Genomic DNA, 25,451 nt, shown 5'->3' on the forward strand with positions numbered 1-25,451 from the left:
AGATGGCTTATGCTGAGCACATTGCCCGCCAAAAGGAGCCCCTCATGGCCTGGTCCGCCACCCAGTATTCCCTGTTCGAAGACGAACGCACCCGTGCGGTGCGCGACCTGCTTGCCGCGGTGCCTCCCCGCCCGGTGCGCCACGCTACCGACTTAGGTTGCGGCCCTGGTAATTCCACCGAAATACTGCTGCAGCGCCACCCCGATGCCCAGGTGACTGCCCTGGACAGCGACCCGGACATGATCGACAAGGCGCGCGCACGCCAGCGCCTGCGCATCCCCAGGGTGCGTTGCGAAATTGCCGATATCGCCCACTGGACCGCCCCCGAACCGCAGGACCTGATCCTGGCCAACGCTTCGCTGCAATGGGTGCCCGACCACGGTTCGCTCTACCCGCACCTGGTGCGCCAGCTGAGTGAAGGTGCAAGCCTGGCCGTGCAAACCCCGGACAACCTCGACGAGCCGGCCCACCGCCAGTTGCGCGAGATTGCCGGCCGCGGCCCCTGGGCCGAAAAATTCGCCGACCTGAGCTTGCCGCCCCGGCATAGCGCAGCGTTCTACTACGACCTGCTCAGCCCGCTGTGTACGCGGGTGGATGTGTGGCGCACGACCTACCATCACCCGTTGACCGGTGGCGCCGAGGCCGTGGTGGAGTGGTTCAAGGGCTCGGCCCTACGGCCTTATCTGGCAAGGCTGGACGAGCAGGAGCAGGCGAGCTTCCTGCAGATGTACTTGCAGGCCATGCAGCACGACTACCCGGCGGCCACCGACGGCAAGGTGCTGCTGCCGTTCCCGCGGCTGTTTGTGATTGCTACGCGGTAGGTGAATGGCGCCAGCGCCAGATCACGTAGCTATAGACGCCGAGGTTGACCAGCAGCACGACGCCGCCCAGCAGCCACTGGATCTGCGGCGTCAACCCCGCGGGGTAGATCAGCGGCCAGATGTAGTGCTCGACGAAGCCGCCGTGGTAGCCGGCATCGCCTGCGGCGAAGCGCATGCGGTTCTCCCAGCCGGTCAACGGGCACTCCAGGTGCAGGCCCTCAACCGCCAGGCCCCAGGCCAGGGCGGGCAGGTGGATGAACAGGGCGGGGCGCCATCTGAGCGTCAGCAGGCCACCGAACAGCACCAGCAGGATGAAGGCCAGATGGAGCAGCACCAGCGTGTCGGCGGCTAGACGGAAAAACATGGGATGCACATTAGAGAGGAATGTATACCCAGCATAGTTATGAAGGCTCAGCGCAAAACCAGTGGGAGCTGGCTTGCCGGCGATAGGGCCGGGAAGGCCCCTACAAGCTTTCCTGCACCACCTGCAGGAACGTCGCCACCACCCGCCGTGTACGCTGCTCGCTCAAACATACCAGTGTCTCGGTGAGGTGCCGCTGGCAATCGACAATGGGCAGCGCGCACACCCGCGCATCGGCGCCGAACTCAGCGGCCGACACCACCCCCACGCCAATCCCCACCACCACCGCCTCGCGCGCGGCCTCTCGGCCCTCAACCTGAATAGCGGGGCGAATCCGTAGGCCGGCGCGCTGCATTTCTTCCTCCAGCGTCTGCCGGGTCACCGAGCCGGGCTCGCGTAGTACCAGCGGCGTGTCGTCCAGGTCCGCCAGGCTGATCGAGCCACGGCTGGCCCAGGGGTGGTTGTGCGACACGAACGCCACCATCGGGTCGCGGCGCAGCGGCACGCTGTGCAGTCGCTCATCGTCGACATCGCGCCCTAGCAGTGCCAGGTCGGCCTGATAGCTGAACAGCCGGGCCAGGGATTCATCGGTGTTGCCGGTCTCGACCTTGACCTGGATGCCCGGGTAGCGCTGGCAGAAGCGTGCGATCTGCGGCAGCACATGCACCGGCGCATCCACCGCCAGCACCAGGCTGCCGGTGTGCAGGGCGCGGGAGTCCTGCAGCAGTTCGTGGGCTTCGGCCTCACAGGCGAACAGGCGCTTGCTGATGCCCAGCAGGCGTTCGCCCAGGTCGGTCAACTGCACCGAACGCTTGTTGCGGTGGAACAGCAAAACCCCGAAGCGCTCTTCGAGCTTGCGCACCTGGTCGGACACGGCCGGCTGGGTCAGAAACAGCTTTTCTGCCGCCCGGGTGAAGCTGCCGTGCACGGCCACTGCATGGAAAGCCTTGAGTTGAGCGTGGGACACCGACATGTCGACTCCAGTAACAAGCTGAGCTTATGTGTGAAATACGATAAATCGATTTTATTTATCAGTCACCACCTGTTTCCATACTGACCAACCCAGCGCTGCCACAAGCGGCCGCCGGGCATGGCGCGCACCCCTGCGCCATCTGACCAGATGACGAGCCACGTCATGCAGTGCGCAACACAAAAACAAGACAGGCGTTTATTCACATTCTGCCGGCACACTTGAGCAAGAGGTCAGACGCACATGAATCACTCCCTAGCCGCGCTGAAACGCTGGCGCATTCAGATATTCGCTATCACCTGGCTGGCCTACGCCGCCTTCTACTTCACCCGCAAGGCTTTCTCGGTGGCCAAGCTCGGCATTGGTGAAGACCCGGCATTCATGCTCGACAAGGCCTCCATGGCCAACCTCGACGCCATCTACCTGGCCGCCTATGCCGTGGGCCAGTTCACCTGGGGCATGCTGGCGGACCGCTTCGGCCCGCGTGTGGTGGTGCTCGGTGGCTTGTTGATCTCGGCGGCAGCAGCAGTGGTGATGGGCAGTTACGCGACCTTCCCGATCTTTGCCACCTGCATGTTGATCCAGGGCCTGGCGCAGTCCACCGGCTGGGCCGGGCTGTGCAAGAACATCGGCAGCTTCTTCCCTGCCGTTCAGCGCGGCCGGGTACTGGGGTTGTGGAGCTCGTGCTATGCATTTGGCGGCCTGGTCGCCTCGCCGTTCGCCGGCTGGTGGGCCTATACCCTGATCGGCAGCTGGCATGCGGCATTCTTCTCCAGTGCCGCGGTGGTGGCGGCGGTGGCGGTGCTGTTCTTCTTCCTGCAGCGCAACAAACCCGAGGATGTGGGCTTGCCGGCGGTCGAGCCCGAGCCGCAGAGCATGGCCCCGGCCGGCAGCCTGTGCAGTGTGTGGGCGCCGCTGCGCGAGATCCTGCGCAACCGCACGGTACTGACCCTGGGCCTGGCGTACTTTCTTCTAAAACCGGCGCGCTACGCGATCTTGCTATGGGGGCCGGTGATCGTCTTCGAGCAGATGCCCTCGGTCGGCAAGGTAGGTGCTGCGATCATCCCCACGGCCTTTGAACTGGCCGGGCTGCTGGGCCCGATCATCATCGGCCTGGCCTCGGACAAGCTGTTCGGCGCCCGGCGCATGCCGGCCTGTGTGATCAGCCTGGTGCTGCTGACCGTGGCCCTGGCGGCGTTCATGGCAGCCATGCACAGCGGCAGCATCGTCATGGTAGTTGGCCTGCTGTTCTTCATGGGCCTGACCCTGTACGGGCCAGACTCGATGATCAGCGGCGCGGCGGCCATCGACTTCGGCACGGCCAAGGCCGGTGCCACAGCAGCCGGTTTCGTCAATGGCTGCGGTTCGGTGGGCGCGGTGCTCGGCGGCCTGCTGCCCGGCTACTTCGACAGCGTCACGGTGTTCATCGTGTTCGCCGGCTGCGCACTGTTCTCGGCCCTGGTACTGCTGCCGCATTGGAACAGCCGCCCGGCCAGCGCAGCCCAGGCCAATGATGTGGCGCCCAACACCAGCATGGCGATCAAGCCACTGCGTACCTAAAGGAAAGCGAGCGAATGAGACCCTTCTGGCTGCAACAGGCCCTGGATTGTGAACAGGACGCGGTATGCCCGCCACTGCAAGGCGATGCCCGCTGCGACGTGTGCATCGTCGGCGGCGGCTACACGGGCCTCTGGACCGCGCTGATGCTCAAGGAGGCGGTGCCGGCGCTGGACGTGCTGCTGATCGAGGCTGACATCTGCGGTGCGGGCGCCAGTGGGCGCAACGGTGGTTGCGCGTTGTCCTGGTCGGCCAAGTACTTCACCCTCGAGCGTCTGTTCGGGGTGGCCGAAGCGGTGCGCCTGGTAAGCGAGTCAGAGCGCAGCATCGGTGCCATTGGCACGTTTTGCGCGGCCAATGGCATCGAGTGCGACTACCGCCTGGACGGCACACTGTACACCGCCACCAACCAGGCCCAGGTGGGTGCAACCGATGCGGTGATCGCTGCACTGGAGCACAAGGGGATCAATTCATTCGAGCGTTTGCCGCTGGATGAGGTGCAGCGCCTGGCCGGCTCGGCGCGGCACCTGGAGGGCTGGTTTTCGCCGGCCGCCGCCACCGTCCAGCCTGGCCGGTTGGTACGCGGCCTGCGGCGTGTGGCGTTGCAGCGCGGCGTGCGCATTCATGAAGGCACGGCCATGACCGGCCTGGAGCATGGCACCCCGGCGCTGGTGCGCACGGCCCACGGCACGGTGCGTGCCGACCGCGTGGTGCTCGGCCTCAATGCCTGGATGGCGCGTGCCTTCCCGCAGTTCGAGCGCAGCGTGGCGATCGTCTCCAGTGACATGGTGATCACCGAACCGTGCCCCGAGCTGCTGCACGAGATCGGCCTGAACAACGGCATCAGCGTGCTGGACTCACGGATCTTCGTGCATTACTACCACAACACCTCCGATGGTCGCCTGATGCTCGGCAAGGGTGGCAACACCTTCGCCTATGGCGGGCGCATGCTGCCGGTGTTCGATCAACCCTCGCCATACCGGCCGCTGCTGCGTGAGAGCCTGGCCGATTTCTTTCCTGCCTTGGCCCAGGTGCCCCTGGCGGCCAGCTGGAACGGCCCCTCCGACCGCTCGGTGACCGGGCTGCCGTTCTTCGGGCGGTTGGACGGGCAAGGCAACGTGTTCTATGGCTTCGGCTACTCTGGCAGCGGGGTAGGGCCGTGCCACATGGGCGGGCAGATCCTCTCGTCGCTGGCGCTGGGGCTGGACAACCCGTGGACCCGCTCGCCACTGGTCAAGGGCCCGTTGGGGCTGTTCCCGCCGGAGCCGATCCGTTACCTGGGGTCGCTGATGGTGCGCAATGCAATCCGGCGCAAGGAGCGCGCCGAAGACCGGGGGCTGCGGCCACACCACCTGGACGTGCGGCTGGCCCGGTTCGCAGCGGCGGCGGGCAAGGCCGACAAAGCGTGAGATTTCTTGTCGAACACTGGCCCGAGGGCGTATAAACTGCTCCCACTTTTTGGCCGGTCGCTTCCTGAACCGGCCGCTGAAACAAGAGAGTCGACATGGGCGCACAGTGGAAAGCCAAGCATAGAGAAACAGCTGCCAATGCCAAGGGCAAGATCATGGGCAAGCTGTCCAAGGAAATCCAGATCGCAGCCAGGTCGGGCGCCGACCCCGACATGAACCCACGCCTGCGCCTGGCCATCGTGCAAGCCAAGAAGGCTTCCATGACCCGCGAGACCCTGGACCGGGCAATCCGCAAGGGCGCGGGCCTGGACGGTGATGCCGTGCAGTACCAGGCGGTGACGTACGAAGGTTTCGCGCCGCACCAGGTGCCGCTGATCGTCGAGTGCCTGACCGACAACGTCAACCGCACCGTCGCGCAGATTCGCGTGCTGTTCCGCAAGGGCCAGCTGGGTGCCAGCGGTTCGGTGGCCTGGGACTTCAACCATGTGGGCCTGATCGAAGCCATGCCCGACGGCGATGCCGACCCGGAAATGGCCGCCATCGAAGCCGGTGCCCAGGACTTTGAAGAAGGTGAAGAAGAGGGCTCGACCCTGTTCATCACGGACACCACCGACCTGGATGCAGTGCAGAAAGCCCTGCCCGAGCATGGTTTCACCGTCTCTTCGGCCAAGATCGGCTACACCCCGAAGAACCCGGTGAGCGCTGCCAGCCTCAGTGCCGAGGCACTGGCTGAAGTCGAGGCGTTCCTCGAGGCGATCGACGAGAACGACGACGTACAGAACGTCTACGTTGGCCTGACCGAGTAAAAGCCGGGGCCGCTTTGCGGCCCAATCGCCGGCAAGCCGGCTCCCACAGGTACAGTGCAAAGCTCAGGTTCTGCGCGGTACTTGTGTGGGCCGGCTTGCCGGCGAATGGGCCTGTGTTCAGCCTGGGGAAGCCTGTATGAACCCAACCTTCGCCTCCCTCAGCCTCGCCCACCTGCGTACCCTCGACTGCCTCCTGCAGCTGAAAAACCTCAGCCACGCCGCCGAGCGCCTGGGCGTCAGCCAGTCGGCGTTGAGCCGCCAGCTGGCCCATCTGCGCGAAGCCTTCGACGACCCATTGCTGGTGCGCCAGGGCCGTGGCTACGTGCTCAGCGAGTACGCCCAAGCCCTGGTCGAGCCGCTGCGCCAGGTGCTTGAAGAGCTTCAGGCCCTGCGCCAGCCGGCCGCGTTCGATCCGGCCCGTTGCGAGCGGCGCTTCTGCCTGGCCGCGTCCGACTATGTTGCAGAGCACATGCTGCCGCTGCTGGTGGCGGCGCTGGAGCAGGAAGCACCGGGCGTGAGCATCGACTACCGCACCTGGCAGGCCGGGCAATACGCTTTGCTCGCCAGCGGCGAGATCGACCTTGCGACCACGCTGTTCGACGAATCGCCGGCCAACCTGCACGGTCGCCTGCTTGGCGAGGACCGTGCGGTGTGCCTGATGCGCCGGGACCATCCGCTGGTGGCCTGCGAAGTGCTGAGCCAGGACGACTACCTGGCCTTCAAGCACGTGCGCATCTCCGGCGGTGGCGACAAGGACAGCTTCATCGACCGCCACCTGCGCACCCAGGGGCTGCAGCGGCGCATCAGCCTGGAAGTGCCGTTCTTCTCGGCCACCGTGCAGGTCATTGGCAACAGCCAGGCGCTGGCGACGGTGCCCGAGCATATTGCCCGCCAACTGTGCCGGCTGCATGGCCTGGCCTGGCGGCCGCTGGGATTTGTGGAGCATACCCAGCGCTACTGGGTGGTGTGGCACCAGCGCCTGCAGGCGTCGGCCGAGCACCGCTGGTTGCGCAACCGGGTGTTCGAGCTGTGGCGCCAGTCACAGTTCGGCGTGCAGGGTGGGCATGCGGCTTTGCCATAGCAGGTATGCGCCAAGCGGGGTTATTGGCGTGGCGGCAGGCGCCTAGACTGGGGCCCTTGTGCTGTTGGTGATGCCCCCATCGCCGGCAAGCCGGCTCCCACAGGTGCCCAGAGCCTTCAAGCCCAGTGCAGTACCTGTGGAAGCCGGCTTGCCGGCGATGGGGGCGGGCCTGACAGCGGACAACCCACAGGAGACCGCGCGTGACCCCAGAACAATTCCGCCAGTACGGCCACCAATTGATCGACCTGATCGCCGATTACCGCCAGACGGTCGGTGACCGCCCGGTGATGGCCCAGGTCGAGCCCGGCTACCTTAAAGCTGCCTTGCCTGCCGGCGCCCCGCAACAGGGCGAGCCGTTCGAAGCGATCCTCGATGACGTCAACACGCTGGTGATGCCAGGCCTGTCGCATTGGCAACACCCCGATTTCTATGGCTACTTCCCGTCCAACGGCACCTTGTCCTCGGTGCTCGGCGATTTTCTCAGCACGGGCCTGGGTGTGCTGGGCCTGTCATGGCAATCGAGCCCTGCGCTGAGCGAGCTGGAGGAAACCACTCTGGACTGGGTACGCCAGTTGCTGGGCCTGTCGGGGCAGTGGAGCGGCGTGATTCAGGACACAGCGTCTACCAGCACCTTGGTCGCGCTGATCTGTGCCCGTGAACGTGCCACCGACTACGCCCTGGTGCGTGGCGGCCTGCAAGCCGAAGCCAAACCGCTGATCGTGTATGTCAGCGCCCACGCCCACAGTTCGGTGGACAAGGCCGCGCTGCTGGCCGGTTTCGGCCGCACCAACATCCGCCTGATCGCTACCGACGAGCAGTTCGCCATGCGCCCCGATGCCTTGTTGGCGGCCATCGAACAGGACCTGGCTGAAGGCAACCAGCCCTGCGCAGTGGTCGCTACCACCGGCACGACCACCACTACGGCGCTGGACCCCTTGCGCCAGATTGGCGAAATCGCCCAGGCCCAGGGGCTGTGGCTGCACGTTGATTCAGCCATGGCCGGCTCAGCGATGATCCTGCCCGAATGCCGCTGGATGTGGGACGGCATCGAGCTGGCCGACTCTGTGGTGGTCAACGCGCACAAATGGTTGGGGGTGGCGTTCGACTGCTCTATCTATTACGTGCGTGACCCGCAGCACCTGATCCGGGTGATGAGCACCAACCCCAGCTACCTGCAGTCGGCGGTCGATGGTGAGGTGAAGAACCTGCGTGACTGGGGCATCCCGCTGGGGCGTCGCTTCCGCGCGCTGAAGCTGTGGTTCATGTTGCGCAGCGAGGGGGTCGAGGCGTTGCAGCAGCGCTTGCGGCGCGACCTGGACAATGCCCGTTGGCTGGCCGAACAGGTTGAGGCGGCAGGGGAGTGGGCGTTGTTGGCGCCGGTACAGTTGCAGACCTTGTGCATTGTGCATCGGCCTGGGGGGCTGGAAGGGGAGGCGCTGGATGCGCATACCAAGGCATGGGCTGAGCGGCTCAACGCCTCCGGTGAGGCTTATGTCACGCCGGCAACCTTGAACGGGCGCTGGATGGTGCGGGTTTCGGTGGGGGCGCTGCCCACTGAGCGCGAGCATGTCGAGCGGTTGTGGCAGCGCTTGCAGGCAGTGGTCAACGGCTGAAATGCTTGGGGCCGCACTGCGGCCCCTTGCGTCTGTCAGTGGCTCACTGTCTGAAGGCTACCCTTGCGGCTGGCCTCGTAGGCTTCCTTGTCCATCGGCTTGGCCTGCGGGTTGCCCAGGTCTTCCATCGCCAGGCGATGGGTTTCCGGCGCGACATACGCTGCCAGGGCACATACGCAGGTGATGAAGAACGCCAGGCCGCCAACCACCAGCGGAATGTTATCCGAGCCTGGTGGCGCTACCAGGGCGAACAACGCCGGCAGCATCGCAGTCAGCATGGTGCCGATGTTCTGGGCAATGGCCATGGCCGACACGCGGTAGCGGGTGTTGAACAGCTCAGGGAAGAAGCTTGGGAACACCGCGTTGTAGCCTTGGTAGACCATGCCCCACATCAGGATCGAGGTAGCGAAGGCCAGCGGCACGTTCTGGATGCTGATCGCATACAGGTAAACGAAGGCCAGCAGGCCTGAGCCCAGGCAACCGGCGATCATGGTCGGGCGACGGCCGATCTTGTCGGAAAGATTGCCCACGAACGGGATAACCAGCACTGCAACGATGTTGCCCACCACTGGGATCCACAGGTACACGCTCTTGTCGAAGCCGATGCCGTAGGCCGGCTGTACCGCGTAGGCCGCGCCGAAGATGGTGGCAACTACCGGGATCACGTTCATCAAGGCCATGAACATCACCAGCACCATGTGCTTCCAGCTGTGGCGGAAGGCCTCGCTGATTGGCGACTTGGCAACCTTGTCCTGCTTCTCTTCCTTCACGAAGGCCGGAGTTTCGTGCACTTCCTTACGGATGATGAAGCCTGCGATCAGCACGATGGCGCTCATCAGGAACGGAATGCGCCAGCCCCAGTCGTTGAACGCCTCGCTGGGCATGAAGTAGGCCAGTGGCAGGAACACCGCCGCCGCCATTACCTGGCCGGCCTGGACGCCCTGCAAGGTAAAGCTGGCGAAGTAGCCGCGCCGCCCGAACGGTGCGTGCTCCATGATCATCGAACTGGCCCCGGAGATTTCGCCGGCCACGGCAAAGCCCTGGACCAGGCGCAGCAGCACCAGCAAGGCCGGGGCGAGCATGCCGATATCGTGGTAGGTAGGCAGCAGGCCCACGGCCATGGTCGAAATGCCCATCAGGAACATGCACAGCAGCAGCACGTTCTTGCGCCCGCGGGTATCACCCCAGTGGCCGAGCACGAAGGCGCCGACCGGACGGGCCAGGTAACCCACGCCGTAGGTGGCCAGCGAGGCGATGATCGCCATCTTGGGGTCGGTGTTGGGGAAGAAGATCTGCGGGAAGATCAGTGCCGCAGCCTGGGCATAGATGAAAAAGTCGTAGTACTCGAGTGCCGAGCCTATCCATCCGCTGGCGGTCGCTTTCTTGGCTTGAGAGCTGGAGTTAGCCATCGTTGTCTCCGTTGTTTTTGTTGGTCGCCGCACAGCCGGTGCCGTCAGGCGGCAAGCCAGTGGGTGTGCGATCGCTATCGGGAGTATGTGGGTGCTTAAAGGGCCGACGATCGCGGGCCAAGTCTGTTTGGAGACAACGATCGAGCAGGTGCGGGTTGCAAGGCGAGGGATGTTTGCATAGGTCTGTACCCGTTTTATTGAACTTATTATGTCGTGGCGCTGGGCTTGTGAGCGCAGGTTGTGCCGAACGGCCACTGGGCAGAAAGTGGTGGTCGGTGTGCCTGCGTCTGGTCTCATGGTTGCGCAGGGGTGGCAGTGAATCAATTCGCCAAAACGGGTTTTGTGCGGTAATCGAACGCAAAACTAACCGTTCCGTACAAAGTGATTGCTGCCATGACTTTACCTGCGAATAATTCATCATGCCAAGAAGTCTGATGGTGTGTTGCTTAGCCCCAGCTTCCAGCCCAGTAGCCCCATAACAAGGAATTCCACCATGCAGCGTTCGATAGCCACCGTGTCCTTGAGCGGCACACTGCCGGAAAAGCTCGAAGCCATCGCCGCCGCCGGGTTCGACGGCGTCGAGATCTTCGAAAATGATCTTCTCTACTATGCCGGCAGCCCGCGCGAGGTGCGGCAGATGTGCGCCGACCTCGGCATCGCCATCACCCTGTTCCAGCCGTTCCGCGATTTTGAAGGCTGCCGCCGCGACCGCCTGCAGAAGAACATCGACCGCGCCGAGCGCAAGTTCGACCTGATGCAAGAGCTGGGCACCGACCTGGTGCTGGTGTGCAGCAACGTGCAGGCCGACGCCCTGGGCGAAGAACAACTGCTGGTGGACGACCTGCGCCTGCTCGCCGAGCACGCCGGCCAACGCGGCATGCGCATCGGCTACGAAGCCCTGGCTTGGGGCCGTCACGTCAACACCTACCAGCAAGTGTGGAACCTGGTGCGCCAGGCCGACCACCCGGCGCTGGGCGTGATCCTCGACAGCTTCCACACCCTGTCGCTCAAGGGCGACCCTGCCGCGATCCGCGACATCCCCGGCGACAAGATCTTTTTCGTGCAGATGGCCGACGCGCCGATCCTGGCCATGGATGTGCTGGAGTGGAGCCGCCACTTCCGCTGCTTCCCGGGGCAGGGCGAAATGGACCTGGCCGGTTTCCTCGCGCCGATCCTGGCCACCGGTTATCGCGGCCCGCTGTCGCTGGAAATCTTCAACGACGGTTTCCGCGCCGCACCACCGCGCCAGAACGCCGCTGATGGCCTGCGTTCGCTGTTGTACCTGGAGGAACAGACCCGCCTGCGCCTGCAACAGGAGGGCACCGCGATCGAGCCGGGTGTGCTGTTCGCACCGCCCGCCGCCAGTACCTACGACGGCGTGGAATTCCTCGAATTTGCCGTGGACGAAGCGGTCGGCGCGCGTCTGGGCAGCTGGCTCAAGCGCCTGGGTTTTGCCGACGCCGGCAAGCACCGCAGCAAGGACGTACGCCTGCTGCGCCAGAACGACATCAACATCGTGCTCAATGCCGAGCCCTACTCCTTTGGCCACAACTTCTTCGAGGCCCACGGCCCATCGTTGTGTGCCACCGCGCTGCGGGTCAAGGACGAGCACGCGGCGCTGCAGCGCGCCACCGACTTCCGCGGCCAGCCGTTCCGTGGGTTGGTCGGCCCCAATGAATGTGAGGTGCCTGCAGTGCGCGCCCCGGATGGCAGCCTGATCTACCTGGTGGAGCAGGGCAAGGAAGGCCCGTCGCTGTACGACACCGACTTCCGCCTGGACCAGAGCGCCAGCAGCACCGGTGGCCTGCAGCGCATCGACCACATGGCCCTGGCCTTGCCGGCCGAGTCGCTGGACAGCTGGGTGCTGTTCTACAAGAGCCTGTTCGACTTTGCCGCAGATGATGAAGTGGTGTTGCCCGACCCCTACGGCCTGGTCAAAAGCCGTGCCCTGCGCAGCCAGTGCGGCAGCCTGCGCCTGCCGCTGAACATATCGGAAAACCGCAACACCGCCATCGCCCACGCGCTGTCGAGCTATCGCGGGTCGGGCGTTCACCATATCGCCTTCGATTGTGCCGACATCTTCAAGGAAGTGGCGCGGGCGAAGGAAGCCGGTGTGCCGTTGCTGGAAATTCCGCTCAATTACTACGACGATCTGGCGGCGCGTTTCGATTTCGATGACGAGTTTCTCAGCGAGCTGGCGTACTACAACGTGCTGTACGACCGCGATGCCCAGGGCGGCGAGCTGTTCCACGTGTACACCGAGGCGTTCGAGGACCGGTTCTTCTTTGAAATCATCCAGCGCAAGGGGGGGTATGCCGGGTACGGTGCGGCCAACGTTCCTGTGCGGTTGGCGGCGATGGCCAAGCGGCGCAGCGGAGCGGCGCGCAAGCCGGTGCTGTAACGGCCCAAGGGTTCACGGCTTGTGAGATCGGGCGCTGCCTGTGCAGCGCTTGATCAAGGGGCTCAGGCTGGGCCCCCGCCAATCCTGCCCACCCGATCAACAGCGCGCTTCCTTCCAACCCTCCACTCACGGATAATCCCGTCCAAATCCCAATAAATACCCCGTGAGCAGCTATGAGCAATCCCGTTGCCCCCCTCGGCCAGCCCGAGATCGAAGGGACACGCAAGTCGCGCAAGAACAACCCTGAAAAAACCCGCGAGGACATCCTCCAGGCCGCCATCAACGAGTTCGTCCAGCAAGGCCTGGCAGGCGCGCGGGTGGATGCCATCGCCGAGCGCACAGCCACCTCCAAGCGCATGATCTACTACTACTTCGGCAGCAAGGAGCAGCTGTACGTCGAGTGCCTGGTCAAGCTGTACGGCGACATCCGCAAGACCGAGCACCGCCTGGACCTGGAGTCGCTGCCGGCCGAGCAGGCCATCCAGCGCCTGACCGAGTTCACCTTCGACCACCACGACCGCAACGTCGATTTCGTGCGCATGGTCTGCACCGAAAACATCCACTACGGCGAGTACGTGAAGAAAACCCCGGCCATCCGCGAGATGAGCAGCCTGGTGCTGCAGGCGCTGGGCCGCACGCTGGAGCGTGGCGTGCAAGAGGGGGTGTTCCGCCCGGGCATCGAGGTCATCGACCTGCACATGCTGATGAGCGCGTTCTGCTTCTATCGGGTCTCGAACCGCCATACCTTCGGCGATATCTTCCAGATCGACCTGCTGGATGAGCAGGTCAAACTGCGCCACAAGGCCATGATCTGCGAAGCAGTGATGCGTTACATCCAGGCCTGAGTGCCGTTCACTCGCCCAGCCGTTGCTCACGTGACGGCGGGTAGCCGAAGTAGGCCGCGTAGCACTTGCTGAAGTGCGACACCGAAACAAAGCCACAGGCCACCGCAACCTCCATCACCGACAGGTCGGAGTACTGCAGCAGGCGGCGGCTCTTGGTGATGCGCAGTTCCATGTAGTAGCGCCGCGGCGAGGTGCCCAGCTGGGCCTGGAACAGGCGGTCGATCTGCCGCCGCGAGCGGCCGCTGTAGGCCGCCAACTGGTCGAGGCTGAGGGTTTCCTCGAGGTTGTTCTCCATCAGCTCGACGATGGTGCGCAGGTGCAGGCTCATCGACTTTTTCGCCCCCGGGCCGACCTGCCGGTAGCGGGCGCCAGAGAACGACAGGATTTCTTCGACGCCTTCTGCCAGGCCGTCACCGTAAAGGCGGCGGACCAGGCCGAGCATCAGTTCCATGGCGCCATTGGGGCTGGCGGCGCTGAGCCGGTCACGGTCCAGGGTGAAGCTGGCCGGGGTGATGCGTGTCTGCGGGCTGCGCTCGGACAGGCTGGCGCGTTGCTCGGGGTGGATACTGCAGCCATAGTCATCCAGTACCCCGGCGCGGCCAAGAAACCAGGCGCCGTTCCATAGCCCGCCCAGGGCCTTGCCGTGGGCGGCGCAGTCATCCAGCAGGCGGTCCAGTTCGGGGTACTTCAGCGGTGTGCGCAAGCCTCCGCAGATGATCAGCAGGTCAAGTGCTTTCAGTTCGCTGGCAACAAGGTCAGTGGCCACCAGTTCCAGGCCCAGGTCGCTCAGCACCCGGTCGCCGTCCAGCGACAGTGGGGTGAAGCTGAAGCTGTCGGCGCGCAGCAGGTTGGCGGTGACCAGCACGTCCATGGCCACGGTGAAACTGGCCATGGAGAAGTGTTTGAGCAGGACGAAGTCGACGCGGTAGGGCGCCTGGGGGCTGCCCGCGGTGGCCTTGAGCCGCAGCATGTTGGTGGTGCTGGTCTTCTTGCTGAACTGGCGTGGGGTGGGCACTCTGGACTCCGCTTCCTGGATGGCCTGGCGAGTGTGGCCGGTAGCTAGGGGAAAGACAATCGCCTGGGTGGGCCTGTGGTATTGGAGGTCGTATTGAGGCAACTGGGCTATGCTGGCGCCTCCCACCTGGAGAACCTCGATGAAATACGCCGTCGCCCTGTTGTTCAGCCTGCTGCCACTGGTGGCAAACGCCCTGCAAACCGGGGAAAAGCTCGCACCGTGGACGCTGCTCGACCAGCATGACCAGCCCTATACCCTGGACGCCGGCACGCATGTGCTGCTGGTGGCCCGCGACATGGACGGCGCCAAGCTGGTGAAGGCGGCCCTGGCTGAACAGCCCAAGGGCTACCTGGAGTCGCGCGATGCGGTGTTTGTGGCGGATATCCAGCGCATGCCGGCGCTGATCAGCAAGCTGTTCGCCATCCCGGCCATGCGTGATTACAACTACCGGGTTATGCTTGATCGTGAAGGGCAGGTGGCCAGCCGCTATCCTGGGCAGGAAGGCAAGGTGCTGTGGTTGCAGCTTGAGCAGGGAGCGTTGGTCAGCCAGCAGGAGTTCGCTGATGCGAAGGCGTTGAAGGCTGCACTGGAAAAGGCCCAGGCAAGTAAATCCGAATGAACCCTTGCCGCTGGCAGTAACCCAACCCTTTACATGCCAACGGGAGAGTGCTCATGGAAATCGGAACGATCTGGATCATTGTCGCGGCCTTGGTCATCTTGCTGGAGATCTTCGCCATCTGGCACATCATCGGCAGCGAACGGCGCGCGGAGCGCAAGATGCTATGGATCGTCTTCGTCGTCTACGCCCCATTCCCCGGGTTGCTGTTCTGGGCCTGGCGCGGGCCGCGGGCAGTGAAGGGCAGGGCGGTACTGCAAGAAAAGTGAGGGGCACGGCATCAGGTGCGGGGCGCCTGATGCCGTTCATGGCGCTGAGTTGAGCCATAATCTGGGGGCCGGTACTTTCAACATGAAAGCCTTTCAACCACCCCTGTGCCCGAGCCCCCCATGCTGCCCATCGAATTGCTCACCACTACCCGCGACCAGGCCGACCTGATCCGTAATCTCTATCAGTTCTGTGCCTACGAGTCCTCTGACTGGGAGCAGGAAGACGTCGAGGTAGACGGGCGCTTCTACATTCACGAAGAGCACCTGCAGCGCTATTGGCTTGCAAACGGTTGGAGCGCAAACCTGGTACTGGTGGATGGTTTCATTGCCGGTTTCGTGCTGGTCGAGCGCAGCGAGCTGCCTGGCATCAATGCCAGTGAGCTGGCCGACCTGTTCATCCTCAAGCGCTACCGCCGGCAGGGTATTGGCCGTGCGGTCGCGCTGCAGTTGCTCAGCGGTGCCGGAGACTGGCTCCTGCGCTGCTATGCGCCGGACCCCACCGCCGTTGCCTTCTGCAAAGCCGTCGTGGCCGACTTGCCGCGGCCGGTGCAGCAAATCGTGCTGGGTGATGACCCGGACCTGCTCACCTATAAGGTTACGTCCGCTTACCATTGAGCGGCGCTGGCAAAAAACTGTGAGCCACTTCACAAAATCCACTCAAGCGGCATAATGCCATTACCTCGTATTCAAGACCCGGTCGCTCTGGCCTGGGGTTCCTTTTCGTGCGCGTTGCAGGTTCAGGGAAATTTTCATGTCGCTAGTCGCAAGCCCCGACATCATGTATCGGCTGTTGATCCAGAGCGTGGTGGACTATGCCATCTACCTGCTCACCCCCGACGGTATCGTCGCCAACTGGAACCCGGGCGCCCAGCGGGCCAAGGGTTACCTTGCCGACGAAATCGTCGGCAAGCACTACTCGCTGTTCTACAGCGAAGCCGAGCGCGTCGCCGGCCTGCCCGAGCAGAACCTTGCGCAGGCGCGCGACACGGGCCGCTTCGAAGAAACCGGCGCACGCCTGCGCAAGGACGGCTCGACCTTTCATGCCCACGTGGTGATCGAGGCGGTGCGCGATGACAACGGCCATCTGATTGGCTTCGCCAAGGTCACCCGCGACATTTCCGAGCGGCGCCAGCAGGAACTGGAGCTGTTGCAGGCCAAGGAGCTGGCTGAACAGTACAGCCAGGAGATGACCAAGCTCTCGCAGTTCCTTGATTCGGTGATCGCCAACATTCCCGCCAGCGTTATCGTCCAGGACCTGGAAAGCCAGCGCATCCTGTTGGCCAACCAGCAGGCCGAACGCCTGTTCGGTGGTCGCGGCAGCAGCATGATCGGCCAGTTGCCGGGTGAGTGCCTGGCACCGGCTGCGGCTGACTACCTGGAACAGCAGCTCGCCCGTGGCGCGCGCAACCCCAAGGGTTATGCTGCTGAAACCCGGGTCGATACCGCCTGTGGTCCGCGTACCTTGCGCAGCCGCGCACTGCTCAGCCAGAACCGCGAGGGCCAGGCCGACTATGTGTTGTTCGTGGCAGAGGACGCCACCGAGGAACTGGCCGCCCACGCCCAGATCCACCACATGGCGCACCACGACGCGCTGACCGGTTTGCCCAACCGCACACTGTTCAACGAGCGGCTCAAGCAGGCACTGGTGCGCGGCCAGCAGAGCGAAAAGCTGACCGCAGCGCTGTGCCTGGACCTGGACAACTTCAAGAACATCAACGACTCCCTCGGCCATGCCTTCGGCGACAAGCTGTTGCGCGCCCTGGGCAAGCGCCTGCGCCGCGAGCTGCGCGAGCAAGACACCCTGGCCCGTTTGGGCGGCGACGAGTTCGCCGTGGTGCTGACTGGCCTGGACGGCCGCGAGGCTGCCTGCAATACGGCGAAGCGCCTGATTGAAGCGATTTGCCCGCCGTTCCAGATCGAAGGCCACCAGTTCACGGTGGGCGTGAGCATCGGCATCGCCATTGCCCCCGATGACAATGAACAGGCCGAACAGTTGCTCGGTTACGCCGATATGGCCCTCTACGAAGCCAAGCGCAATGGCCGTAACCGCTTTGAGTGCTTCCACGTCGAACTGGATGTCGCCGCCCGCCAGCGCCGCCTGGTCGAGACCGACCTGCGCACTGCGCTGCACCTTGGGCAGTTGCACCTGCATTACCAGCCGATAGTGGACCAGCAGACCAGCAGCGTGACTGGCTACGAGGCGCTGTTGCGCTGGGAGCACCCGACCCGTGGCATGGTCATGCCCATGGACTTCATTCCCATTGCCGAGGAGACCGGGCTGATCCACGAACTCGGCACCCGTGCGCTGAACCTGGCGTGCCAGGAGGCGGCCAGTTGGGACAGTGAGCAGACGGTGTCGGTCAACCTGTCACCGGTGCAGTTCAAGAACGCCAACCTGGTCCATACCGTGGCGCTGGCCCTGGCCGACTCGGGCCTGGCGCCCCAGCGCCTGGAGCTGGAAATCACCGAATCGGTACTGCTGGGCAACAGCGAGGAGAACGTGCGTACCTTGCGCGCGCTGAAAGACCTGGGGGTGTCGATTTCGCTGGATGACTTCGGCACCGGGTATTCGTCGCTCGGTTACCTGCGCTCGTTCCCGTTCGACCGGATCAAGATCGACAAGTCGTTCGTGCATGACATGTGCGACAGCCGCGAGGCGATGTCCATCGTCCGGGCGATCACCGAACTGTCCAACAGCCTGATGATCAAGACCACGGCTGAGGGTGTGGAGTCCGAGGAGCAGATGCAGCGCCTGGCGGCGGAGGGGTGCTCGCACTTTCAGGGTTATCTGTATGGGCGGCCGGTGCCGGCGGGGGAGCGGTTGAAGCAGGTGGCTGTGGCGGTGGGTTGAAGGGGCCGCAAAGCGGCCCCTGGCATTCAGCTGTTCCAGTCCGGCGCAAAGTCTGGGTTCACCACCCGCTGATCCTTTGGCAACCCGGCAATCAGCGCCCGATCCTGATCATCCAGGCGCACATCCAGCGCCGCCAGGTTGCTCAGCTGGTTCTCGCGGCTGCTGGCCTTGGGGATCACCGCCACGCCGTCCTGGTCCAGCAACCACTTGAGCGCCACTTGGCTCGGCAACACACCATGCTTGCGGGCGATGTCCTGGATCACCGGCTGCGCCGCCGCCCGCCCGCGGGCCAGCGGGGTATACGCCGTGAGCAGCAGGTCGTGCTGGCGGGCATAGTCGAGCAGCGGTTGCTGGCTGAGCAGCACGTGGTATTCCACCTGTATCGCCGCCAGCGGCGCGCCCAGCGTTTCGATCACCTGGCGCAGCAGGCCGAGCGGGAAGTTGGCCACGCCGATGCTGCGTACCTTGCCCTCGTCACGCAGGGCCACCAGCGTCTCGATGCTGCGGGCCAGGTCCCAGTCCTTGCCGGGCCAGTGAATATGGAACAGGTCGACCTGCTCGGTGCCCAGGGCGCGCAGGCTGTTCTCCAGGGACTGGCGCATGGCCTCGGACGCCAGGCGGTCCCACCAGACCTTGGTGGTCAGGTGGATCTGCTCGCGTGGCACGCTGCTGTCGCGCAACGCCTGGCCAACAGCAGCTTCGTTGTCGTAGGCGGTGGCGGTATCGATGTGCCGGTAACCCAGCTCCAGCGCCTGGTGAACTGCACGCGTGCACTCGGCGCCGGTCATCGGCCAGGTGCCCAGGCCGATGCTGGGCAGGTCGAGGCCGTTGCGGGTGGTGAGCCTATGCATGAAAACTCCTTGTTCGGGTTCGAGGGCCACGTTCGATGGTGCGCGTTTAGCCTGTCAGGGACCACGAGTAGGGAGCTGAAAGTGGTCGATCAGCGAACGGAAAACACATTGGCTTGAACCGGCGTGTCAATTGACCTTCCTTAAGTCGTCGTATCTCTTCTAGAATCCCTGTTGTCGCACTGCCTTCACCTGGCGCTGCATGCCGCAGCGCCGCCATCGAGAACGCCATGAGTTCCAGCACACCGCTGTCCGGAGTCAACCACCCCCTGCGCGGTATCGCCCTGGTGGTGGTGGCCACGTTCCTGTTCGCCAGCCACGATGCCTTGTCCAAATTCCTCGGTGGGCTATACCCGATCATCATGGTGGTGTGGGCCCGCTACCTGGTGCACACACTACTGATGGCCGGCATATTCCTGCCCAAATCCGGCCTGAATGTGCTGCGCACCCGGCGCCCGGTGCTACAGACGTTGCGCGCGTTAAGCTTGCTAAGCACCAGCCTGCTGTTCACCACCGGCTTGCAGTACCTGCCGCTGGCCGAGGCGACCTCGGTCAACTTCCTGGCCCCGGTGCTGGTCACTGCGCTGTCGGCGCCGCTGCTCAAGGAGCGGGTCACGCCAGGGCAATGGGTGGCGGTGGTGCTGGGCTTCATCGGCGTGCTGGTGGTGGTGCACCCCGGTGGCGCGATGTTCACCCCGGCAATCCTGTACCCCTTCGGCTCGGCGCTAGGCTTTTGCTTCTACCAGTTGCTCACGCGCATACTCGCCGCCCATGACAGCCCCACCACCAGCAACTTCTACGCCGGGCTGTGCAACACGCTGGTGATGAGTGCGTTGGTGCCGTTTTTCTGGGAGCTGCCGCGCTGGGACCACGCGCTGCTGATGCTGGCACTGGGCGGTTTCGGCATGAGTGCGCACCTGCTGCTGACCCAGGCCTTCCGCCACGCCGCGCCAGCTCTGCTGGCGCCGTTCAGTTATTGCCAGATCGTGTTTGCCGGCTTGCTGGGGTTGCTGATCTACGGGCAAGTGCCCGATAGCACCACCTTGCTGGGTATCGCCATCATCTGCCTGAGTGGGCTTGGGGCTGCCTGGATGCAACGCAGGAAGTGAGCCGGTGGCAGGGGGCGCTGTCGCCTGCCCGGCAATCCTGACAGAGCCTACCTATCACCCTCCAATAGCCACTCTATTAGAAGTCTGCCCAAGCTCGACTAGTCTTGTCCGTGGCCCTGCGAATTCCCCTGCGGGCGGCGTCAGAGCACCTGGGTGCAAGACCCTGCCGCCACGCCGTGACAGCTTCGCAAGCCCCTGTCGGAACGTGACCGACCTGACCTGATGAGGGGTAGGCATGAGCCCATGTGCTCGGCTCAAAGAACACCTGGCATAGACCGGAAATCTGGATAACCGACCCAAAGGTAACAGCAGATGTCGAACGAATCGAAATGCCCGTTCCATCAAACCGCAGGTGGCGGCACCACCAACCGAGACTGGTGGCCTGACCAGCTCAACCTCAGGATTCTCCACCAACATGGCGCCAAGTCCGACCCGATGGACCCGGACTTCGACTACGCCAAGGCGTTCAAGAGCCTCGATTTCCAGGCGCTCAAGCAAGACCTGACCGCCTTGATGACCGACTCCCAGGACTGGTGGCCGGCCGACTTCGGCCACTATGGCCCGTTGTTCATCCGCATGGCCTGGCACAGCGCCGGCACCTACCGCATCGGTGACGGCCGCGGCGGCGCCGGCTCTGGCCAGCAGCGTTTCGCACCGCTCAACAGCTGGCCCGACAACGTCAGCCTGGACAAGGCCCGGCGCCTGCTGTGGCCGATCAAGCAGAAGTACGGCAACAAGATTTCCTGGGCCGACCTGATCGTGCTCACCGGCAACGTCGCCCTGGAATCGATGGGCTTCAAGACCTTTGGCTTCTCCGGCGGCCGCGCGGATGTGTGGGAGCCGGACGAAGACGTGTACTGGGGCTCGGAAAAGGTCTGGCTCGGCGGCGACACCCGCTATGGCAAGGACCAGGTCAAGGCCCAGGCGCCCGGGCAGGGGGACCTGGTGGCCGAACCCGCCAAGCACGGTGAAGAGCAGAACCGCGACCTGTCGGCCGAGCGCAACCTGGAAAACCCGCTGGCCGCGGTGCAGATGGGCCTGATCTACGTCAACCCCGAAGGCCCGGAAGGCAACCCCGACCCGGTGGCTTCGGGCAAGGATATCCGCGAAACCTTCGGCCGCATGGCCATGAACGATGAAGAAACCGTTGCGTTGATCGCCGGCGGCCACGCCTTCGGCAAAACCCACGGTGCAGGGCCGGCCGACAACGTCGGCCCCGAACCGGAGGCCGCCGGCCTTGAACTGCAAGGCCTGGGCTGGGCCAACAAATTTGGCACCGGCAAGGGTGGCGACACCATCACCAGCGGCCTGGAAGTGACCTGGACCTCTACGCCAACGCGTTGGAGCAACGAGTACCTGAACAACCTGTTCAACTTCGAGTGGGAACTGACCAAGAGCCCAGCCGGTGCCCACCAGTGGCAGCCCAAGGAGGGCAAAGGCGCTGGCACCGTGCCGGATGCCCATGACCCGGGCAAACGCCACGCACCGTCCATGCTCACCTCTGACCTGGCCCTGCGCTTCGACCCGATCTACGAGCCGATCGCCCGGCGCTTCAAGGACAATCCCGACCAGCTGGCAGACGCCTTCGCCCGCGCCTGGTACAAGCTGATCCACCGCGACATGGGCCCGCTGGCACGTTACCTCGGGCCGGAAATGCCCAATGAGGAACTGCTCTGGCAAGACCCGCTGCCCAAGGCCAATCAAGCATTACCCAGTGAGCAGGACATTGCCGCGCTAAAGAGCAAGATACTCGCGTCAGGGTTGAGTGTCGGTGAGCTGGTATCCACCGCCTGGGCAGCCGCCTCGACGTTCCGTGGTTCCGACAAGCGCGGCGGCGCCAATGGTGCGCGCCTGCGCCTGGCGCCGCAGAAGGACTGGGCAGCCAATCAGGGCACGGGCAAAGTGCTGGCGGCACTGGAGCAGATCCAGGGTGAGTTCAACAACGGCGGCAAGCATATTTCCCTGGCTGACCTGATTGTGCTGGCCGGTACCGCCGCGGTGGAAAAGGCCGCCAAGGATGCCGGCTACGCTGGCAACGTGCAATTCCGCCCGGGCCGTGTCGACGCCTCCCAGGCACAGACCGATGTCGAGTCGTTTGCCGTGCTCGAGCCACTGGCTGACGGTTTCCGCAATTTCACCAAGGCGCGTTACAGCGTCAAGGCCGAGAAGCTGCTGCTGGATAAAGCCCAGTTGCTGACCCTGACCGCGCCGGAACTGACCGTGCTGATCGGCGGCCTGCGGGTGCTGGGCGCCAACCATGGCGGCAGCAAGGACGGCGTGTTCACCGACCAGCCTGGCACCCTGAGCAATGACTTCTTCCGCAACCTGCTGGATATGGGGGTGGAGTGGAAGGCCACCTCGGGCGACAACGAAAGCTTCGAAGGCCGCGACCGCAAGACCGGGCAAGTGAAGTGGACAGGTACCCGTGTGGACCTGGTGTTCGGCTCGCATGCGCAGTTGCGGGCGCTGAGCGAGGTGTATGGCAGCAGCGATGGCAAGGACAAGTTCGTCAAGGACTTCGTTGCAGCATGGGTGAAGGTGATGGAGCTGGATCGTTTTGATTTGAAATAAACGCGATGACTGGGGCTGCTTTGCAGCCCAATCGCCGGCAAGCCGGCTCCTACAGGTACACCGCACAGCCTGACGGCGGTGGAGTGCTTGTGGGGGCCGGCTTGTTTGCAATGGGTCAGTGGCCATCGCGCCAATTCCAGGTCGGATAGGTACAAAAGCGTCCTCGTTCGTTCTGCTGCAATGCATCTCAGGCGGCCGGCCTGAAACAGCGTGCTCACAACGACAAGGAACACCGACCATGCAAATGCCCCAGACCCTGAAGATCCGCAACGGCAACAAGGCTAAACCGACCTTTTCCGCACAGGAATACGCCGCCCGCCATGCCCGGCTGCGGGCCTACATGGCCGAGCAGGATATCGAGGCGGCGATCTTCACCTCGTACCACAACGTCAACTACTACAGCGACTTCCTCTACTGTTCGTTTGGCCGCCCTTATGCACTGGTGGTGACCCACGACAAGGTGGTGTCGATCAGCGCCAACATCGACGGTGGCCAACCTTGGCGTCGCACGGTCGGTACCGACAACATCGTCTATACCGACTGGCAGCGCGACAACTATTTTGTGGCCATCCAGCAGGCGCTACCGCTGGCGTCGCGTATCGGCGTGGAGTACGACCACCTCAACCTGCAGAACCATGCCAAGCTCGCTGCCTGCTACCCAAGGGCCGAGCTGCTGGACATCGGTGCGCCCTGCATGCGCATGCGCATGATCAAGTCCGCCGAAGAACAGGCGCTCATTCGCCATGGTGCGCGGGTGGCCGACATTGGCGGTGCGGCGGTGGTCGAGGCGCTGCAGGACCAGGTGCCGGAATATGAAGTGGCACTGCATGCCACCCAGGCGATGATCCGCGAGATCGCCCGCAGTTTCCCCGACAGCGAGTTGATGGACACCTGGACCTGGTTCCAGTCCGGGCTCAACACTGACGGTGCGCACAACCCGGTGACCAGCCGCAAGGTAAACCCGGGCGACATTCTCAGCCTCAACTGCTTCCCGATGATCGCCGGCTACTACACCGCACTGGAGCGTACGTTGTTCCTGGGCCACTGCCCGGACGAGCATTTGCGCCTGTGGCAAGCCAACGTCGAAGTGCACGAGGCAGGGCTCAAGCTGGTGCGCCCGGGCATGCGCTGCTGCGATATCGCCCGCGAGCTGAACGAGATCTTCCTGCGCCATGACCTGCTGCAGTACCGCACCTTCGGCTATGGCCACTCATTCGGCACCCTCAGCCACTACTACGGCCGCGAGGCAGGGCTGGAGCTGCGCGAGGATATCGATACGGTGCTGGAACCGGGCATGGTGGTATCGATCGAGCCGATGATCATGCTGCCCGAAGGGCTGCCGGGGGCAGGGGGCTACCGCGAGCATGACATCCTGATCGTCAATGAAACGGGTGCCGAGAACATCACCAAGTTCCCGTATGGACCGGAGCACAACATCATTCGCAAATGATGACAGGTGCCGGCCTCTGCGCGAATGAAGAGGCCGGCACAAACAACACAATAACAACTAACTGTATGACCTTCAGACCCTGCCTCCAATTAGAAGAACCAGAGGGTATCCGTCATGTCCAGCACCACCCTGAATGCTCCCACCCTCGCCGGTGCCACCCAAGGCGCCGAACGCCAGGCCCTGCGCAAGGCCGCCCGTGCCAGTTTCATGGGCAACTTCGTCGAATGGTTCGATTACGCGGCCTACGGCTACCTGGCGACCATCATCGCCGCCACCTTCTTTCCGCAAACCGACAAGACCAGCGGCTTGCTGGCGACGTTCGCGGTATTCGCCCTGTCCTTCCTCGTACGCCCGCTGGGCGGGGTGGTGTGGGGCCATTTCGGCGATCGCCATGGGCGGCGCAACGCGCTGTCACTGTCGATCCTGATCATGTCGATCTCGACCTTCTGCATCGGCTTGCTGCCGGGGTATGCGCAGATCGGCCTGTGGGCACCGTGCCTGCTGTTGCTGATCCGCCTGGTGCAAGGTTTTTCCGCTTCGGGCGAGTATGCCGGCGCTGCGGCGTTTCTCGCTGAATACGCACCGCCTGGCAGACGGGGGCTGTACACCAGCATCGTGCCTGCCAGCACCGCGGCCGGGCTGTTGTTCGGTGCAGCATTCGTCGCGGCCTTGCATGAACTGCTCAGCACTGAAGACCTGCACAGCTGGGGCTGGCGCCTGCCGTTTTTGCTGGCGGCACCGTTCGGCCTGGTGGGACGTTATATCCGCATGAGCCTGCAGGACACACCCAAGTTCCTGGAGATGGAACAGCGGCTGGAAAGCAAGGCTTGCATGACGCCGGCGCCGATCCGCGAACTGCTGAGCCGGCACCGCCGCAGCCTGGCCATCGGTATCGGGGTTACCTGCCTCAATGCTGTGGCGTTCTACCTGCTGCTCAGCTACATGCCCACTTACCTGTCGAATGAAATGGGCATGAGCGAGCGTGACTCGTTCATCGCCTCGACGGTTTCCCTGGCCACCTACATCGGCCTGATCTTCCTGATGGGACGCCTGTCTGACCACTTTGGCCGCAAGACCATGCTGGTGGTTGCTTCGCTGCTGTTCCTGGGGTTGACCGTGCCGCTGTTCAAGCTGCTCGATGGTCAGCCCCTGCTGGTGGTCCTGGCGATCCAGATCTTCTTCGGGGCGATGCTGGCGATGAACGACGGCACCTTGCCTTGCCTGCTCGCGGAAATTTTCCCCACCCGCGTGCGTTTCAGTGGCTTTGCCTTGAGCTTCAACCTGGCCAACGCCTTGTTTGGCGGGACGGCACCGTTCATCGCCACCTGGTTGATTCATGTAACCGGTAGCAAACTGGCGCCGGCCGGGTACCTGCTGGCGGCGGCGCTGGTGGCGCTGGTGGCCATGTTGATGTGCCGGGAAACGGCCCATGACGAACTGAAAGACTGA

21 protein-coding genes are annotated in these 25,451 nt (G+C 63.9%); 16 read left to right on the forward strand and 5 right to left on the reverse strand.

All coding sequences use genetic code 11. From position 1 onward, the window contains the following. Positions 1-44: 44 nt before the first annotated feature. The gene (tam, locus tag ACMGF5_RS19775) at positions 45-821 is read left to right on the forward strand and encodes a trans-aconitate 2-methyltransferase (RefSeq protein WP_046785497.1); all 777 of its coding nucleotides are present in this window, start codon (positions 45-47) and stop codon (positions 819-821) included. Here tam and ACMGF5_RS19780 read toward each other — a convergent pair. Together ACMGF5_RS19780 and ACMGF5_RS19785 are read right to left on the reverse strand one after the other, a co-directional pair. Then, a complete protein-coding gene (locus ACMGF5_RS19780) occupies positions 811-1,185 on the reverse strand; it encodes a DUF2784 domain-containing protein (protein WP_046785496.1) in 375 nt (124 codons plus the stop codon). The two genes, tam and ACMGF5_RS19780, sit on opposite strands and share 11 nt — an antisense overlap. A 100-nt stretch (positions 1,186-1,285) precedes the next feature. Continuing rightward, positions 1,286-2,155 (reverse strand): LysR substrate-binding domain-containing protein, encoded by an 870-nt coding sequence (locus ACMGF5_RS19785; RefSeq protein ID WP_346640062.1) that lies wholly within the window; start codon positions 2,153-2,155, stop codon positions 1,286-1,288. A 240-nt stretch (positions 2,156-2,395) separates the two neighbouring features. On the opposite strand from ACMGF5_RS19785, the gene ACMGF5_RS19790 reads away from it, so the two are divergent. The 5 genes from ACMGF5_RS19790 (at position 2,396) to ACMGF5_RS19810 (ending at position 8,618) form a co-directional block, all read left to right on the forward strand. Continuing rightward, entirely contained in the window at positions 2,396-3,712 is a 1,317-nt protein-coding gene (locus tag ACMGF5_RS19790) for an MFS transporter (RefSeq protein WP_346640061.1), read from the forward strand. A 14-nt stretch (positions 3,713-3,726) separates the two neighbouring features. Continuing rightward, positions 3,727-5,118, forward strand: coding sequence for an FAD-dependent oxidoreductase (locus tag ACMGF5_RS19795; RefSeq protein WP_414157115.1), 1,392 nt, complete (start codon positions 3,727-3,729; stop codon positions 5,116-5,118). Between the two features lie 95 nt (positions 5,119-5,213). Further along, positions 5,214-5,924, forward strand: coding sequence for a YebC/PmpR family DNA-binding transcriptional regulator (locus ACMGF5_RS19800; RefSeq protein WP_039603624.1), 711 nt, complete (start codon positions 5,214-5,216; stop codon positions 5,922-5,924). Between the two features lie 136 nt (positions 5,925-6,060). Beyond that, a complete protein-coding gene (locus ACMGF5_RS19805; protein ID WP_119688816.1) occupies positions 6,061-7,005 on the forward strand; it encodes a LysR family transcriptional regulator in 945 nt (314 codons plus the stop codon). Between the two features lie 200 nt (positions 7,006-7,205). Next, on the forward strand, positions 7,206-8,618 hold the full coding sequence (locus tag ACMGF5_RS19810; RefSeq protein ID WP_119688817.1) for a DOPA decarboxylase: 1,413 nt from the start codon (positions 7,206-7,208) through the stop codon (positions 8,616-8,618). Positions 8,619-8,653: 35 nt separating this feature from the next. On the opposite strand, the gene ACMGF5_RS19815 is transcribed toward ACMGF5_RS19810, so the two are convergent. Continuing rightward, the gene (locus ACMGF5_RS19815; protein ID WP_046785490.1) at positions 8,654-10,027 is read right to left on the reverse strand and encodes an MFS transporter; all 1,374 of its coding nucleotides are present in this window, start codon (positions 10,025-10,027) and stop codon (positions 8,654-8,656) included. A gap of 493 nt (positions 10,028-10,520) precedes the next feature. Between ACMGF5_RS19815 and quiC the strand changes: the two genes are divergently transcribed. Together quiC and ACMGF5_RS19825 are read left to right on the forward strand one after the other, a co-directional pair. Continuing rightward, a complete protein-coding gene (gene quiC / locus ACMGF5_RS19820) occupies positions 10,521-12,428 on the forward strand; it encodes a 3-dehydroshikimate dehydratase QuiC (RefSeq protein ID WP_012314114.1) in 1,908 nt (635 codons plus the stop codon). A gap of 173 nt (positions 12,429-12,601) precedes the next feature. Further along, positions 12,602-13,273, forward strand: a complete 672-nt coding sequence (locus ACMGF5_RS19825) for a TetR/AcrR family transcriptional regulator (protein WP_012314115.1) — start codon at positions 12,602-12,604, stop codon at positions 13,271-13,273. A 7-nt stretch (positions 13,274-13,280) separates the two neighbouring features. On the opposite strand, the gene ACMGF5_RS19830 is transcribed toward ACMGF5_RS19825, so the two are convergent. Further along, positions 13,281-14,288, reverse strand: a complete 1,008-nt coding sequence (locus tag ACMGF5_RS19830) for a GlxA family transcriptional regulator (RefSeq protein WP_046785488.1) — start codon at positions 14,286-14,288, stop codon at positions 13,281-13,283. A 139-nt stretch (positions 14,289-14,427) separates the two neighbouring features. On the opposite strand from ACMGF5_RS19830, the gene ACMGF5_RS19835 reads away from it, so the two are divergent. The 4 genes from ACMGF5_RS19835 to ACMGF5_RS19850 all read left to right on the forward strand — a co-directional run bounded on the left by ACMGF5_RS19835 (position 14,428) and on the right by ACMGF5_RS19850 (position 18,024). Further along, the gene (locus ACMGF5_RS19835; RefSeq protein ID WP_046785487.1) at positions 14,428-14,907 is read left to right on the forward strand and encodes a hypothetical protein; all 480 of its coding nucleotides are present in this window, start codon (positions 14,428-14,430) and stop codon (positions 14,905-14,907) included. Positions 14,908-14,960: 53 nt separating this feature from the next. After that, positions 14,961-15,173, forward strand: coding sequence for a PLDc N-terminal domain-containing protein (locus ACMGF5_RS19840; RefSeq protein WP_012314118.1), 213 nt, complete (start codon positions 14,961-14,963; stop codon positions 15,171-15,173). A 120-nt stretch (positions 15,174-15,293) separates the two neighbouring features. After that, on the forward strand, positions 15,294-15,788 hold the full coding sequence (locus ACMGF5_RS19845) for a GNAT family N-acetyltransferase (protein ID WP_414157116.1): 495 nt from the start codon (positions 15,294-15,296) through the stop codon (positions 15,786-15,788). Positions 15,789-15,924: 136 nt separating this feature from the next. Then, a complete protein-coding gene (locus ACMGF5_RS19850; protein WP_174141466.1) occupies positions 15,925-18,024 on the forward strand; it encodes a putative bifunctional diguanylate cyclase/phosphodiesterase in 2,100 nt (699 codons plus the stop codon). A gap of 26 nt (positions 18,025-18,050) precedes the next feature. Here the strand turns inward: ACMGF5_RS19850 and ACMGF5_RS19855 are convergent, their stop codons facing one another. Next, positions 18,051-18,875 (reverse strand): aldo/keto reductase, encoded by an 825-nt coding sequence (locus tag ACMGF5_RS19855; protein ID WP_414157117.1) that lies wholly within the window; start codon positions 18,873-18,875, stop codon positions 18,051-18,053. A gap of 227 nt (positions 18,876-19,102) precedes the next feature. Here ACMGF5_RS19855 and ACMGF5_RS19860 point away from each other — a divergent pair, with 227 nt between their 5' ends. The 4 genes from ACMGF5_RS19860 to ACMGF5_RS19875 all read left to right on the forward strand — a co-directional run bounded on the left by ACMGF5_RS19860 (position 19,103) and on the right by ACMGF5_RS19875 (position 25,451). Next, positions 19,103-19,981, forward strand: a complete 879-nt coding sequence (locus ACMGF5_RS19860) for a DMT family transporter (RefSeq protein ID WP_012314122.1) — start codon at positions 19,103-19,105, stop codon at positions 19,979-19,981. Positions 19,982-20,293: 312 nt separating this feature from the next. Further along, positions 20,294-22,552: a catalase/peroxidase HPI gene (gene katG / locus ACMGF5_RS19865; RefSeq protein WP_414157118.1), complete on the forward strand. Its 2,259-nt coding sequence runs from the start codon at positions 20,294-20,296 to the stop codon at positions 22,550-22,552. Between the two features lie 238 nt (positions 22,553-22,790). Beyond that, positions 22,791-24,002, forward strand: coding sequence for a M24 family metallopeptidase (locus tag ACMGF5_RS19870; protein WP_174141468.1), 1,212 nt, complete (start codon positions 22,791-22,793; stop codon positions 24,000-24,002). Between the two features lie 114 nt (positions 24,003-24,116). After that, on the forward strand, positions 24,117-25,451 hold the full coding sequence (locus tag ACMGF5_RS19875; protein ID WP_174141469.1) for an MFS transporter: 1,335 nt from the start codon (positions 24,117-24,119) through the stop codon (positions 25,449-25,451).

The organism is Pseudomonas sp. BNK-15, from assembly GCF_047456105.1.
Classification (GTDB): domain Bacteria; phylum Pseudomonadota; class Gammaproteobacteria; order Pseudomonadales; family Pseudomonadaceae; genus Aquipseudomonas; species Aquipseudomonas putida_E.

What these genes read in the sequence shown, in the direction of transcription:
- tam (WP_046785497.1), top strand. Translation starts at nt 45, where the DNA reads ATGGCCTGGTCCGCCACCCAGTATTCCCTGTTCGAAGACGAACGCACC.
- ACMGF5_RS19780 (WP_046785496.1), bottom strand. Translation starts at nt 1,185, where the DNA reads ATGTTTTTCCGTCTAGCCGCCGACACGCTGGTGCTGCTCCATCTGGCC.
- ACMGF5_RS19785 (WP_346640062.1), bottom strand. Translation starts at nt 2,155, where the DNA reads ATGTCGGTGTCCCACGCTCAACTCAAGGCTTTCCATGCAGTGGCCGTG.
- ACMGF5_RS19790 (WP_346640061.1), top strand. Translation starts at nt 2,396, where the DNA reads ATGAATCACTCCCTAGCCGCGCTGAAACGCTGGCGCATTCAGATATTC.
- ACMGF5_RS19795 (WP_414157115.1), top strand. Translation starts at nt 3,727, where the DNA reads ATGAGACCCTTCTGGCTGCAACAGGCCCTGGATTGTGAACAGGACGCG.
- ACMGF5_RS19800 (WP_039603624.1), top strand. Translation starts at nt 5,214, where the DNA reads ATGGGCGCACAGTGGAAAGCCAAGCATAGAGAAACAGCTGCCAATGCC.
- ACMGF5_RS19805 (WP_119688816.1), top strand. Translation starts at nt 6,061, where the DNA reads ATGAACCCAACCTTCGCCTCCCTCAGCCTCGCCCACCTGCGTACCCTC.
- ACMGF5_RS19815 (WP_046785490.1), bottom strand. Translation starts at nt 10,027, where the DNA reads ATGGCTAACTCCAGCTCTCAAGCCAAGAAAGCGACCGCCAGCGGATGG.
- quiC (WP_012314114.1), top strand. Translation starts at nt 10,521, where the DNA reads ATGCAGCGTTCGATAGCCACCGTGTCCTTGAGCGGCACACTGCCGGAA.
- ACMGF5_RS19825 (WP_012314115.1), top strand. Translation starts at nt 12,602, where the DNA reads ATGAGCAATCCCGTTGCCCCCCTCGGCCAGCCCGAGATCGAAGGGACA.
- ACMGF5_RS19835 (WP_046785487.1), top strand. Translation starts at nt 14,428, where the DNA reads ATGAAATACGCCGTCGCCCTGTTGTTCAGCCTGCTGCCACTGGTGGCA.
- ACMGF5_RS19840 (WP_012314118.1), top strand. Translation starts at nt 14,961, where the DNA reads ATGGAAATCGGAACGATCTGGATCATTGTCGCGGCCTTGGTCATCTTG.
- ACMGF5_RS19845 (WP_414157116.1), top strand. Translation starts at nt 15,294, where the DNA reads ATGCTGCCCATCGAATTGCTCACCACTACCCGCGACCAGGCCGACCTG.
- ACMGF5_RS19850 (WP_174141466.1), top strand. Translation starts at nt 15,925, where the DNA reads ATGTCGCTAGTCGCAAGCCCCGACATCATGTATCGGCTGTTGATCCAG.
- ACMGF5_RS19855 (WP_414157117.1), bottom strand. Translation starts at nt 18,875, where the DNA reads ATGCATAGGCTCACCACCCGCAACGGCCTCGACCTGCCCAGCATCGGC.
- ACMGF5_RS19860 (WP_012314122.1), top strand. Translation starts at nt 19,103, where the DNA reads ATGAGTTCCAGCACACCGCTGTCCGGAGTCAACCACCCCCTGCGCGGT.
- katG (WP_414157118.1), top strand. Translation starts at nt 20,294, where the DNA reads ATGTCGAACGAATCGAAATGCCCGTTCCATCAAACCGCAGGTGGCGGC.
- ACMGF5_RS19870 (WP_174141468.1), top strand. Translation starts at nt 22,791, where the DNA reads ATGCAAATGCCCCAGACCCTGAAGATCCGCAACGGCAACAAGGCTAAA.
- ACMGF5_RS19875 (WP_174141469.1), top strand. Translation starts at nt 24,117, where the DNA reads ATGTCCAGCACCACCCTGAATGCTCCCACCCTCGCCGGTGCCACCCAA.